Annotated in this window: 13 protein-coding genes; 7 read left to right on the top strand and 6 right to left on the bottom strand. The window is 34.7% G+C overall.

Annotated features, from left to right (window positions below):
* Positions 1-89 precede the first annotated feature (89 nt).
* From OZP09_RS05695 to OZP09_RS05680, 4 genes are all read right to left on the bottom strand, one after another.
* Positions 90-863 carry a carboxypeptidase-like regulatory domain-containing protein gene (locus OZP09_RS05695; RefSeq protein WP_223682626.1) on the bottom strand — a complete coding sequence of 258 codons (774 nt, stop codon included), beginning with the start codon at positions 861-863 and terminating at the stop codon, positions 90-92.
* Between the two features lie 172 nt (positions 864-1,035).
* Entirely contained in the window at positions 1,036-2,934 is a 1,899-nt protein-coding gene (locus OZP09_RS05690) for a DEAD/DEAH box helicase (protein WP_269236951.1), read from the bottom strand.
* A 194-nt stretch (positions 2,935-3,128) separates the two neighbouring features.
* Entirely contained in the window at positions 3,129-3,707 is a 579-nt protein-coding gene (locus OZP09_RS05685; RefSeq protein ID WP_269236950.1) for a non-canonical purine NTP diphosphatase, read from the bottom strand.
* On the bottom strand, positions 3,673-4,077 hold the full coding sequence (locus tag OZP09_RS05680; protein ID WP_269236949.1) for a ribosomal maturation YjgA family protein: 405 nt from the start codon (positions 4,075-4,077) through the stop codon (positions 3,673-3,675). Before OZP09_RS05680 ends, OZP09_RS05685 begins: the two co-directional genes overlap by 35 nt.
* A 149-nt stretch (positions 4,078-4,226) precedes the next feature.
* Between OZP09_RS05680 and OZP09_RS05675 the strand changes: the two genes are divergently transcribed.
* From OZP09_RS05675 to OZP09_RS05665, 3 genes are all read left to right on the top strand, one after another.
* A complete protein-coding gene (locus tag OZP09_RS05675) occupies positions 4,227-4,676 on the top strand; it encodes a NanQ anomerase/TabA/YiaL family protein (protein ID WP_269236948.1) in 450 nt (149 codons plus the stop codon).
* Positions 4,677-4,681: 5 nt separating this feature from the next.
* Complete coding sequence (locus OZP09_RS05670) at positions 4,682-5,098, top strand: hypothetical protein (protein WP_269236947.1); 417 nt, start codon at positions 4,682-4,684, stop codon at positions 5,096-5,098.
* A 231-nt stretch (positions 5,099-5,329) separates the two neighbouring features.
* Positions 5,330-5,767 (top strand): hypothetical protein, encoded by a 438-nt coding sequence (locus OZP09_RS05665; RefSeq protein WP_281310439.1) that lies wholly within the window; start codon positions 5,330-5,332, stop codon positions 5,765-5,767.
* 161 nt (positions 5,768-5,928) lie between these two features.
* On the opposite strand, the gene OZP09_RS05660 is transcribed toward OZP09_RS05665, so the two are convergent.
* Entirely contained in the window at positions 5,929-7,443 is a 1,515-nt protein-coding gene (locus tag OZP09_RS05660) for an FMN-binding glutamate synthase family protein (protein WP_269236945.1), read from the bottom strand.
* A gap of 35 nt (positions 7,444-7,478) precedes the next feature.
* Positions 7,479-8,258, bottom strand: a complete 780-nt coding sequence (locus OZP09_RS05655; protein WP_269236944.1) for an NYN domain-containing protein — start codon at positions 8,256-8,258, stop codon at positions 7,479-7,481.
* Positions 8,259-8,461: 203 nt separating this feature from the next.
* Here OZP09_RS05655 and OZP09_RS05650 point away from each other — a divergent pair, with 203 nt between their 5' ends.
* From OZP09_RS05650 to ric, 4 genes are all read left to right on the top strand, one after another.
* Positions 8,462-8,911, top strand: a complete 450-nt coding sequence (locus OZP09_RS05650; RefSeq protein WP_163394196.1) for an RrF2 family transcriptional regulator — start codon at positions 8,462-8,464, stop codon at positions 8,909-8,911.
* Positions 8,912-8,932: 21 nt separating this feature from the next.
* Positions 8,933-9,454, top strand: coding sequence for an azurin (azu, locus tag OZP09_RS05645; RefSeq protein ID WP_281310438.1), 522 nt, complete (start codon positions 8,933-8,935; stop codon positions 9,452-9,454).
* Between the two features lie 92 nt (positions 9,455-9,546).
* Positions 9,547-11,781: a nitric-oxide reductase large subunit gene (locus OZP09_RS05640; RefSeq protein WP_281310437.1), complete on the top strand. Its 2,235-nt coding sequence runs from the start codon at positions 9,547-9,549 to the stop codon at positions 11,779-11,781.
* Positions 11,782-11,797: 16 nt separating this feature from the next.
* Complete coding sequence (ric, locus tag OZP09_RS05635) at positions 11,798-12,529, top strand: iron-sulfur cluster repair di-iron protein (RefSeq protein WP_269236941.1); 732 nt, start codon at positions 11,798-11,800, stop codon at positions 12,527-12,529.
* Positions 12,530-12,628 lie beyond the last annotated feature (99 nt).

The raw sequence follows: 12,628 nt of genomic DNA, 5'->3' as shown, positions 1-12,628 counted from the left end.
GTTTTTAGAAAATATTGCAATCCGTTTAGGACTGAAAATAAAAAATCCTCAATTATTACGATTGAGGATTTTAATTTTTATAGTAAAATTTAATTTCGTTTCAATACTTTATATTGCTCATAACAGGCACTGATAGCATCCATAATCTGTAAATCATTTGCTTCCTGGATAAAAGCTTCTGAGTAGCTGCAGCGCTCTAAAATTTGAGGAATTTCATCCTTACTTATTCCTAAAAGAACAGCTACTGTTTCACGATCATATTTTGATTCCAGTAAATTTCTAACAGTATCATCTTTTCTCATTTCTTTAAGCTTCTTGAGTTCTCTTCCATTTTTTCCAAAGAAATTATAAAGCATATCGGCGGGGTTGAAAATAGAACCTAAAACTTTTCCAAAAGCGTTTGGAGAATATTCACCAGCTTCATAACCTTGTGTGAGTCCTGAAATACTGTAGCGGTAGTTTTCTTTTGTTGGAATTAATTTTGAGTCTACTTCCAGATAACCTGTCAAATGAAATGGTGCAATAACAACTTCTTCCAGGGCAATTGCTTTTTCTGTAAGCTGAATTCTCGTAACCTTATTTTTTACCCAGTCATTTGTTACTCTGATTCTTAGGGATTGAAAACCTAAAATAGAAAAATGGAGTGTGTCATTAACCTGTACATCTATTTCAAAATATCCTTTGGCATCAGACATAGCACCACGGACTTTGTTGGTGTTGATGACATTTACATTAGGAATAGGTTCTTTACTGTTATCGTTATAGATGTAACCGGAAACCCTTTGAGGAAAAGTCGGTGTAGTTTCCTGTGAAAAACCAATAGCTGACAATAATGTAAAAAAGAAAACTGCGAAATATTTCATATCCTGATTTAAAGCACTAAAAGTAGTAAATCAGGATTAAATATTTTGCAGTATCTGAATATAATTATCAGAAAATTAACAAAGACAGAAGGAAGATTCTTAGATGTAAAAAAAATCCCAAATTCCAATTTTGTCTGGAATTTGGGATTTTATATTTAAGATAATCAAATGATTAGTCTCTTCTTGGTCTTCTTGGCTTTGGCGAATCACCAAAGCTTTCAGAACGTCTTGGCGCTCTGTCTGAACCTCCTTCATTTCTTCTGAAACCTCCCTCTCTCGGAGCAGAGTTTCTTTCGCTTCTAAAACCACCTCCGGAACCTTCACGTCTTGGAGCTGAGTTTCTGTCGCTTCTGAATCCACCACCAGAGCCTTCACGTCTTGGAGCGAAGTTACCTTCTCTTCTTGGTCCTGAACTTCTTCCTCCACCACGGTTATTGTGGTCACGTCTTCCGCCGCCATCGTTTTTAGAAATCTCAACATTAATACGACGTCCTTCTAATTGTACGTTGTTTAATACTTCCATTACTTTGTCAGTATGTTCCGGATCAGTGTTGAAGAAAGAAAAACCTTCTTTTACATCTACCTTGAAAACGTCATCACGACCTAAGTCTAATGTTTCTTTCAGGTAGTCTTTTAATGTCATCCAGTCGAAATTGTCTCTTGAACCGATGTTTACAAAATAACGAACTGCTCCGTTATTATTGAATTCTCTTAGTTCAGAATCATTTCTCTCACGTCTTTCGCCAGATTGAGATGATAAATCTCTGTTCTTTTTATAGTAATTGATGAAACGATTAAATTCTACAGAAACCATTTTTTTAATCAGTTCTTCTTTAGATAAACCTTCAAGAACAGTATTAATAGCTGGTAAGTAGTTGTCAATTTCGTGATCAACTTCAGTATCCTTAATTTTTGTAGCTAAGTGCAGCAATTGAATTTCGCAGATTTCAATTCCGGAAGGAATTTGTTTTTCTTCGAATTTTTGTTTGATGATTCTTTCGATAGATGAAATTTTACGCAACTCACTTTTTGTAACAATTACAATAGAAGTTCCTAATTTTCCGGCTCTACCTGTACGTCCTGAACGGTGGTTGTATGTCTCAATTTCATCCGGTAATTGGTAGTTTACAACGTGAGTTACATTGTCTACATCAATTCCACGTGCAGCAACGTCAGTCGCAACAAGCATCTGAATTTGTCTTCCGCGGAAAGATTTCATAACACCATCACGCTGTGCCTGAGATAAATCTCCGTGTAATGCAGCAGCACTATATCCGTCTTCAATAAGTTTTTCGGCAATAGCCTGAGTATCTCTTTTAGTACGACAGAAAACCACAGAGAAAATATCCGGATTAGCATCAGCTAAACGTTTCAAAGCCTCGTAACGGTCACGTGCATTCACTAAGTAAAATTCGTGAGAAACTGTTGCAGAACCTGAATTTTTTGTTCCAACAGTAATTTCTAGTGGATCGCTCATAAATTGTTTTGCAATTCTGGCAACCTCTTGCGGCATAGTTGCAGAGAACAACCATGTGTTTTTTTCGTCTGGAGTATCAGATAAAATAGATACGATGTCTTCATAGAATCCCATGTTCAACATCTCATCAGCCTCATCAAGAATACAGTAATCTATATTTTTAATGTTAACCAAACCTCTGTTGATCATATCCTGCATTCTTCCCGGAGTTGCCACAATAATTTGTGCTCCTCTCTTAATGTCCCTAGCTTGCTCTGTAATACTAGCCCCGCCGTAAACTGCTACCACATTAATACCTTTTTCGTATTTTGAGTAGTTTTTAAGTTCGTTGGTAATCTGTAAACAAAGTTCTCTTGTTGGCGATAAAACTAATGCCTGTGTATTTCTGTTGTCAGCATCAATTTTTTGGATTAGCGGAAAACCGAAAGCTGCCGTTTTCCCTGTCCCTGTCTGAGCCAACGCAACCATATCTGTATCTTTTTCCAATAATAGGGGAATCGCTTTCTCCTGTACTTCTGACGGATTCTCAAATCCTAGATCTAAAATCGCCTTCAGTAACGATTCATTCAATCCTAATTGTTCAAATTTATTCATATGTATTTTTAAAATAGGGTGCAAAATTACTGTTAATATTTCAGATAAACTAATCCATTTTTAAGAATTATGTATTTGTTATGATTTGATAATCAAAAAGTTATCTTTCTTGTAAAATCGATTTGATAATTAAATGAAGAATTTTACGTCTGAAAATATAAATTTTACCTATTTAAATGTTGTATTTTAAACAATTATTTTCTTGAATTCAGAAAATCAATTAGTTGCTGAGTTGCTTTCGCACGATGGCTGATTTTATTTTTTATTTCAGAAGCCAGTTCGGCAAATGTTTCGGTATAATTCTCTGGCTGAAAAACCGGATCATATCCAAAACCGTTGTTTCCTGTTTTATCTAAAGTAATATTTCCTTTTGCTATTCCGGTAAACAAATGCTGCGAACCATTTAAATTTAATGCAATAACGGTCTTGAATTGCGCGCTTCTGTCTGATTTGTCTTTTAAAGCTTCCAGGAGTTTGTTCATATTGTCATTCGAATCTTTTTGTTCTCCTGCATATCTTGCTGAATAAACGCCGGGTTCCCCATTTAATGCATGAACTTCTAAACCGGTATCGTCTGCAAAACAGTCATAGCCATATTTTTGGGTTATATAATTGGCTTTTAGAACTGCATTTCCTTCAATAGTATCTGCCGTTTCCGGAATTTCTTCATGGCAGCCAATTTCTTCGAGGCTCAATAATTGTATTGATTCTTTTAGAATGCTCTGGATTTCTTTGATTTTATTTTTGTTGTTTGATGCGAAGACGAGTTTCATATGATGTTTTTTTTAAAATAATTTTCTCAATAATAAATGTAATTGTAATTCCGCAGGTATAAGCTATAAGATCCGTCCATAGAAAACCTTGTCCCAGTATGTATTTTCCAAAAATAGTTTTTCTAATTGCGGCAATCCAGCCAGCCTGATAAAGCTGAAAGCATTCAATGCTGTAACAGATAAGTAAAGAAATAATTGCGATTTGAACCGGTTTATGTTTAAAAAGAAAGATTCTTGTCAAAATATAAATCATAACTGCGTAAAGAAAATCTCCGAAACATAGAGGGATAAAATTAATTTTTCGTGAAATAATTCCAAGAAAAACAACAATAATAAATGATGAGATATAATGGATTCGGGGATTTTTCAAAGGAAATGTTTGCTTGTTCTAAAGAAAATTTGGCATAAACAAAGTTACGAAGAAGTTGCAATTGATTTACTAAATCAGATAAATTATAGATTGGAATAAATTAAATCCTATTTTTACAATAAAAATTCAACTCAATTTACAATAGAATTATGATTATAGACTCGTTAGAAAATGCAGCGAAATATGAAGTGTTACATCCGTCATTCAAAAAGGCTTTTGATTATTTGCGCGAAAATGATTTAGAAAATCTACCTGCGGATTTTAAATATGAAACTGAAGGAGTAAAATTTTTTGGATTTCAGGGAAAAGGAAAAACTGTTGAAGAAAGCTTAGCCACTTTTGAATGTCATGACAAAAATATTGATATCCAGTTTTGCATCAGTGAAACTGAAACTTTTGCATGGAAACCGAGAGCCAATTGTAAAACGCCAAACGGAGGTTATAATGATGAGAAAGATGTACGTTTCTTTAGTGATGCTCCTGATATGTTTTTCAAGTTAAATAAAAATCAATTTGTAATTCTTTTCCCGGAAGATGTTCATGCACCAATGATAACTGACGGAATGCTGAATAAAATTGTAATTAAAGTTGAAATTTAACATTTATGAAGTATAAAGATATGATTCATAAAACATCCAAAATTGTATTTACTGTCCTGGCTTTATTAGTGATAATCAGCTGTAAAAACACAAAACAAAAATTGCAGGAGTATGTTGTTGCTTATAATAAAGAGGCTGCACATTTTAAAGCAGATGATGTCACACTTACTACAGCCAGAGGTTATATCAATGATAGTAAAATTGAATTAAGATTCGAAACAGATTTAGAACAGAACGAAACGAATAAAAAAAATGCTGAAGCAAGTTTTCCTCTTTTGTTGAAAGAAATGATTAAGAAAAGTCAAATTCCTAAAGAGCTAATTGAGGAAGGAGTAATATTTCATGTTTATTTTTTAGCTGATGATAATACAGTTTTTGTCCACGAAATTCTAAATAAGGAGGGACTAAGTAAATTTTTGTAAAATTATTTTTTAGGAAGAAAATCAAAGTTTTTTTTCAAAGAGCCTCATTAAGTCTATTATTGAGGCTCTTTTTGTTTATTTTTCGTAAAGGTTTGTTAATCTTATTCTTATAGATTCGATTGGTTTTTAAAAATGTAATTTTTATTAATTTATACAAACGTTTTTTTTGTGTTAATATTTCATTATGTTTGAGTTAAGTCTAATAAAATTAACCTAAAAACCTAAAAAATTATGATTAAAATTACTCAAATCGCATTTTGTTTTGCAGTCGTATTAATGTTGGCAAGCTGTAAAAACACAAAACAAAAAATACAGGAACATGTAACTGCCTACAATACCTCAAGTTCAATTAAAGGTTCCAATATTACTAGTACAAGTGCTAAAGCATTTTTAAATGACAATAAAATTGAGATTAGAATTGAAACTAATCTCGAGGAAACAGATGAGAATAAACAGACGTATAGCGAGTCATTTCCTGATTTGTTAAAAGGAATGATACAAAACGATCAAATTTCAAAAGAGTTAGTTGATGAAGGTGTCAAGTTTGATGTTTACTTTTTGGCTTATAATAATTCCATAATTGCACAAAAATTAATAGGTCAGGAAGAATTAGCCGCATTAACAGGATCAGGTGCTACAACAGAAAAAAAAGTAACAGCAAAGCTTTAATTTTAATATTTGGAGTACAGCTGAAATAAAACAAAGAGGCTGTCCGAAAAGTAAGGACAGCCTCTTTTTATGTGTTAAATATTCGGATACCTATCGGAAACAATTTTCATATAAACGATTCTCAGAAAGGTAGCTCGACTTTTCGGACACTCTCTTTTGTATTAATTGCGCCCGGTAACATTTTTTAAGTTATCCGGGAAATATAATTCTGAGAGATTGGTGAATTCATCACCTCTCATGAATATATTGATATCAACATCAGCAAAGGATGTTTTTCCGGCTGCTGCCAAAAGTTCATTGGCGGAATGAAGTGTATTTTTATGGAAATGATATACACGTTCGGACTTATCGGTAACGACCAAACCTTTCATGAGCATCTTATTTTGAGTTGCGACTCCTGTTGGGCATTCATTATTATGACAGCGCAATGCCTGAATACATCCAAGTGAAAACATAAAGCCTCTCGCACTGTTGCACATATCTGCACCCAAAGCAACAGCATGCAGAATAGAATAGCCAGAAATGATTTTTCCACTCCCGATAATACGTATTTTGTCACGAATATTTAATGCTCTCAAAGTTTGATTTACAAATATTAAAGCCGGTTCAAAAGGCATCCCGACACCATCTGCAAATTCCAGTGGGGCAGCTCCTGTCCCTCCTTCAGCGCCGTCAACCGTAATAAAATCAGGATAGATATCTTCAGCAATCATTTCGTGACAAATAGCTTCAAACTCAGCTGTGTTTCCGATACACAATTTAAATCCGATTGGTTTTCCGTTTGACAAGTCACGTAATTGTTTAATGAAATGAATCAGGCCTTTTGCATCAGAAAATGCAGTATGACCGGGAGGAGATAGGATCATGGTGTGAGGAACGACACCTCTGATTTTTGCAATTTGTTCAGTATTTTTAGCAGCAGGCAGTACGCCTCCATGACCTGGTTTTGCTCCTTGCGAAAGTTTGATTTCGATCATTTTTACATTTGGGAGATTTGCTTTTTCTGAAAATTTTTCAGGACTGAAATTCCCATCCGCATCACGGCATCCAAAATAACCTGTACCTATCTGCCAGGTAATATCGCCGCCTCCTGCAAGATGATATTCAGTCAATCCGCCTTCTCCTGTATTTTGATAAAAATCACCTTTTTTAGCGCCAATATTGATGGCGCGAACGGCATTTTCGCTCAGTGAACCAAAACTCATTGCGGAAACATTAAATAAAGAAGCAGAATAAGGCTGTTTACAGTCTTTTCCGCCAACCAGTACACGAGGAAGTTCTTCGTTAACTTTAGCCGGAAAGATAGAATGTTTAATTCCTTCGTAACTGTCTGTATTTAAATTTTGTTGCGTTCCAAAAGGAGTGCTTGAATCGATATTTTTTGCTCTTTGATATACCATTGAGCGCTGATTTCTTGAAAAAGGTTTTCCATCAGTCGATCTTTCGATAAAATACTGTTGAATTTCAGGTGCAATCATTTCGAATAAATACCTGAAGTAGCCTAAAACAGGAAAGTTTCGTAAAATAGCATGTTTCTTTTGTAAAGTGTTATAAAATCCAATAACCAATAAAACGGGGATAGTAAAAACGAGTAAATAGCCTCGTCCGGTGTAATAATAAATTGTGGCAACAATTAGAAACAATAAAACTCCGTAAATAAAGAATTTTTTTCTCATGCTTATAAAACTTTAAAAAAATATAATAATTTGAATTAATTAAATCGTAATCTCACATAAACGTGCTTGATTCCTTTTTTGTCAGACTCTCTTTCGTCTATTTCGAGAATATCTGTTAATGATTTCAGCATAGGTGTAAGTTTGGAAAAACCGTAATTTCGGGGATCGAATTCGGGTTTTTTCTTCACAATCAGGTTTCCGACATCACCTAAAAATGCCCAGCCATCATCATCTTCGATATCTTCGATTGTGGCTTCAATTAAATCAATAGTGCCATCGTCTATTTTGTTTAATGCTTTTGCAGATGGTTTTTCAACAGGCTTTTTAGAATCTGTTGTGTTTGTTTTTGGTTTTTTCTTTTGAATAGCACCATCCAGAACCTCAATATAAATAAAACGGTCACAGGCCACAATAAAGGAGTTTGGGGTTTTCTTTTCCCCAATACCAATTACTTTCATGCCGGATTCCCTTAACCGAATGGCTAAACGCGTAAAATCACTATCGCTCGATACAATGCAAAAACCGTCTAATTTGCCTGAATACAGCAAATCCATCGCATCAATAATAAGGGCCGAATCTGAAGAATTTTTTCCCACTGTATAGCTGTATTGCTGAATAGGGGTAATTGCATGTTCCAGTAATACACCTTTCCATCCGTTAGAATTTGGTTTAGTCCAGTCGGCATAGATTCTTTTTGTAGTAGGAGTTCCCAGTTTTGCAATTTCTTCCATCATACCTTTTACATTGCTGTAAGGAACGTTGTCTGCATCAATAAGAACGGCCAGTTTTAATTCTTTTGAGTTGCTCAGAGCCATTGTTTGGATATTATAACATTAATTACTTTCAAAGTTAAAATTAAAATTGGTTTTTATTAGAATTTGTAGCTGAATAAGTGTTTTCTGGAGCAATAATTATTTTGGTTATAAATAAATTTTGCTTCATCAAAATTAATTAAGGATAAATTTGTCTTTAATTAAAAACCTCTTTATCTTTGTAAAGAAATTAAATTATCAAAAGTATGTTTTCAAAAGCATGTGAATACGGAATCAGGGCTTCTATTTTTATTGCAACCAATTCTTCGAAAGGGATTAGGGTTGGAATAAAAGATGTTGCCAAAGAAATTGACTCTCCGGAACCTTTTACGGCGAAAATTATGCAGATTCTCACTAAAAACGGAATCATTCATTCGGCAAAAGGAGTAGGGGGCGGTTTTGAAGTTTCGGATGAAGCTGTAAAATCCATCAAGCTGATTCAGATTGTAGATGCCATTGACGGTGATAAAATTTACAGAGGATGTGGCATTGGTTTAAAAGAATGTTCTGAAGATCATCCGTGTCCGGTACACCATGAGTTTAAAAAGATAAGAGGGCTTCTTTTAGAAATGCTTGCTAAAACGACTTTAGAGCAGCTTGCTTCAGGTGTAAAATCTGGTGATTTCTTTTTAAAAACACTGAATATTAATGATTAACATTTAATAAATATTTTAATAATGAATACTAAAACCAAACTTTCATTACTAATCCTAATGGGATTTTTAACCATAACTTCTTGTGGAAAAAAAGAAACTGTTCCGACAGAAGAATCAACAGAAGTAACGGAACCATCAACAGAGGGTGTACAACCTGTAGCAGCTGAAGAAAATGTTTTGCTTATTGAAGGAAATGACCAAATGCAGTTTAATACAAACGAATTGAAAGCTGTAGCAGGAAAACCAATTAAACTGACTTTAAAACACGTTGGTAAAATTCCAAAAGAAGCAATGGGACACAATTTAGTGATCCTTCAGGAAGGAACAGACCAGTCAGCCTTTGCCTTGAAAGCCAATGAAGCTAAAGCAACGGACTATATCCCGGAATCTGAGAAAGCTTCCATTGTTGCACACACTAAATTAATTGGAGGCGGGGAAGAAGATACAATTGAGTTTACAATTGATAAAAAAGGATCTTACCCATTTATTTGCTCTTTCCCAGGTCACGTAGCCATGATGAAAGGGGTATTAATTGTTGAGTAAATAACAAACACTCCAGATACTTTAAAATAGATTTTGGAGTTTTTTTAAAAACTAATAAAAGATAAAAAAGTCTTTTATTGAATCAAAAAAAGATGAAAAGAGAAAAAAAATTATGGATTGTTTTTGCATTGGTAATGAGTATATCATTTGCAGTGCTTGGTTATTATGGTTATGAAATTTATCAGCAGGCGCCGCCGGTTCCAAAAGAAATCGTAACCGATTCCGGAAAAGTTATTTTTAGCGAAAGCGAAATAAAAGACGGGCAAAATATCTGGCAGAGTATAGGTGGTCAGGAAGTAGGATCTATCTGGGGACATGGCGCCTACGTGGCTCCGGACTGGACAGCTGACTGGCTGCATAGGGAAGCTTTGTTTATATTGGATATTTACGCCCAAAAAGATTTCAATAAAAAATATGAAGAATTAGATGCCGAGAAACAATCGGCTCTAAAGATTCGTTTACAGAATGATGTTAGAATCAATCGTTACAATCCAGATACAGGTATTCTTACGATTTCTGAAAACCGTTTGGCAGCAATAGAATATCTAAGCGAATATTATAAAGGTCTTTTTACAAACGATCCGAAGTTTGATAAACTGCGCGGCGACTATGCTATTCCGAAAAACTCTATTAAAGATAGAGATAGAATGCATAAAATGAATGCCTTTTTCTTTTGGGCGACGTGGGCAACTGTTACCAATCGCCCTGATGGAAATATTTCATACACACATAACTGGCCTTCTGATGAATTGGTTGGAAATAAAGCAACGACTGAACTTTTAGCCTGGTCAGGGGTAAGTATTATTTTACTGATTTTGAGTGTCGGAATCTTAGTTTTTTATCACGCAAAATCGGGTGAAGAAGAAGAATTTCCTCTGCCAAAAGAAGATCCGATTATCAAACAAGGCAAGACAAAATCTATGGGATTGGTGACCAAGTATTTCTGGATTGTGAGTTTACTGATGGTTTTGCAAATGGTCTTCGGAATCATCACTGCGCATTATGGAGTGGAAGGAAATGGTTTGTACGGCATTCCTATTGATCAGATTTTACCATACGCTGTAACAAGAACATGGCACACACAGTTAGCGATTTTCTGGATTGCAACGGCTTGGCTCGCAACTGGTTTGTATATTGCTCCGGCGGTTTCTGGTAAGGATCCCAAATTCCAGTGTTTTGGTATCAACTTCTTGTTTGTTGCGCTTTTGATTGTCGTTTTAGGTTCAATGATTGGACAATGGTTCGGGGTAATGCAAAAACTGAATTTAGTACAAAACTTCTGGTTTGGACACCAAGGTTACGAATATGTTGATTTAGGCCGTTTCTGGCAGATTTTCCTTTTAGTGGGATTATTTTTATGGTTGGCTTTAATGATTCGACCTTTGCTTCCAGTTTTAAAACAAAAAACAGAAGAGAAAAACTTAATCATATTGTTCTTAGTTTCCTGTACCGCAATTGCCATGTTCTACGGAGCTGGATTAATGTGGGGACGACAAACTAATTTAGCGATTGCCGAATATTGGAGATGGTGGGTAGTTCACCTTTGGGTTGAAGGTTTCTTTGAAGTATTTGCAACGGTTGTAATTGCGTTCTTATTTGTTCGTTTGGGATTACTGAAAACGAAAACAGCGACTTTAAATGTGCTTTTTGCAACGATTATTTTCATGTCCGGAGGAATTTTAGGAACATTTCATCACTTGTATTTCTCCGGAACGCCAACAGCAATTATGGCTTTGGGAGCAACATTTAGCGCATTAGAAGTTGTGCCTCTAACTTTAATCGGATTTGAAGCATATCAAAACTATAAAATCTCAAAATCAACACAATGGATCGCCGATTACAAATGGCCGATTTACTTTATGATTTCTGTGGCATTTTGGAATTTCCTTGGAGCCGGAATCTTCGGATTTATTATTAATCCGCCAATTGCGCTTTATTATGTACAAGGTTTAAACACAACGCCTTTACACGGGCACACGGCTTTATTTGGGGTTTACGGAATGTTAGGAATTGGTTTGGTATTGTTTGTACTAAGAAGTTTATACCGAAATGTAAGCTGGAACAATAAACTACTTAAAATTACTTTCTGGTCTTTAAACATTGGTTTATTCCTAATGGCAATTTTGAGCCTTCTTCCAATCGGAGTTTGGCAGGCAATTGAAAGTATCAATCACGGAATGTGGTATGCCCGTTCATCAGAGTTAATGCAGCAGCCAGCAATGATTACTTTAAAATGGCTTCGTGCCATTGGAGATTCAATTTTCGGAATCGGATTTATTACAATGGCGTGGTTCGTATTTGAACTGACATTAAAAAACAAAAAATAATATAAAATTGATTATCATGGAAAATTTAAAAAACAAAACAATAGGATCATTTGTAGCTGAGGATTTTAGAACAGCCGCAGTTTTTTCAAAATATAAAATTGATTTTTGCTGCAAAGGAAACCGGACAGTTAGTGAAGTCTGCGAAAAACAAAATATTGATGCGGCTACTTTATTAGAAAATGTTTATGAAGTTTTAAAATCACAAAACGGTGGAACCATCGATTTTAATTCATGGCCTTTAGATTTATTAGCAGATTATATTGAGAAAACGCATCACCGTTATGTTGAAGAAAAGACAAATGTACTGCTTCCGTTTTTAGACAAATTATGTAAAGTGCATGGCGCTAATCACCCAGAATTATTCAGAATTAATGAGCTTTTTATTGGCTGTGCAGGCGAATTGTCTCAGCACATGAAAAAAGAAGAATTGGTTTTATTCCCATTTATAAAACGAATGGTGAAAACCAAAGAATCTGATGGTATTTTATCTCAGCCTTCTTTCGGAACAGTTTCAAATCCGATTGAAATGATGATGCACGAACACGATAATGAAGGAGAGCGTTTTAGGGAAATTGCTGCTTTAACAGATAATTACAATCCGCCGGCTGATGCCTGTACCACTTACAGAGTAACTTTTGCAATGCTCAAGGAATTCGAAGAAGATTTGCACAAACACATTCATTTGGAAAACAATATTTTATTTCCAAAAGCGGTGATTTTAGAAAAAGAATTTGTAGAAGTACAATAAAGGTTAATTTTAATAGTTCGAAAAGCATCGATAAAATATCTAAACATGATAATTATCGGTGTTTTTTATTTCAGGAAATCTTAATTTTAATTCAAATTA

Origin of the sequence: Flavobacterium flavigenum (assembly GCF_027111255.2) — a bacterium.
Lineage (GTDB): Bacteria > Bacteroidota > Bacteroidia > Flavobacteriales > Flavobacteriaceae > Flavobacterium > Flavobacterium flavigenum.
Note: the sequence above shows the minus strand (reverse complement) of the source record. Positions and strands in the feature narration are given on the sequence as shown.

Excerpts from the sequence above, each read along its gene's own strand:
- OZP09_RS05665 (WP_281310439.1), top strand. The coding sequence starts at position 5,330 with ATGATTAAAATTACTCAAATCGCATTTTGTTTTGCAGTCGTATTAATG.
- ric (WP_269236941.1), top strand. The coding sequence starts at position 11,798 with ATGGAAAATTTAAAAAACAAAACAATAGGATCATTTGTAGCTGAGGAT.
- OZP09_RS05655 (WP_269236944.1), bottom strand. The coding sequence starts at position 8,258 with ATGGCTCTGAGCAACTCAAAAGAATTAAAACTGGCCGTTCTTATTGAT.
- OZP09_RS05685 (WP_269236950.1), bottom strand. The coding sequence starts at position 3,707 with ATGAAACTCGTCTTCGCATCAAACAACAAAAATAAAATCAAAGAAATC.
- OZP09_RS05690 (WP_269236951.1), bottom strand. The coding sequence starts at position 2,934 with ATGAATAAATTTGAACAATTAGGATTGAATGAATCGTTACTGAAGGCG.
- azu (WP_281310438.1), top strand. The coding sequence starts at position 8,933 with ATGAATACTAAAACCAAACTTTCATTACTAATCCTAATGGGATTTTTA.
- OZP09_RS05675 (WP_269236948.1), top strand. The coding sequence starts at position 4,227 with ATGATTATAGACTCGTTAGAAAATGCAGCGAAATATGAAGTGTTACAT.
- OZP09_RS05660 (WP_269236945.1), bottom strand. The coding sequence starts at position 7,443 with ATGAGAAAAAAATTCTTTATTTACGGAGTTTTATTGTTTCTAATTGTT.
- OZP09_RS05640 (WP_281310437.1), top strand. The coding sequence starts at position 9,547 with ATGAAAAGAGAAAAAAAATTATGGATTGTTTTTGCATTGGTAATGAGT.
- OZP09_RS05695 (WP_223682626.1), bottom strand. The coding sequence starts at position 863 with ATGAAATATTTCGCAGTTTTCTTTTTTACATTATTGTCAGCTATTGGT.
- OZP09_RS05650 (WP_163394196.1), top strand. The coding sequence starts at position 8,462 with ATGTTTTCAAAAGCATGTGAATACGGAATCAGGGCTTCTATTTTTATT.
- OZP09_RS05670 (WP_269236947.1), top strand. The coding sequence starts at position 4,682 with ATGAAGTATAAAGATATGATTCATAAAACATCCAAAATTGTATTTACT.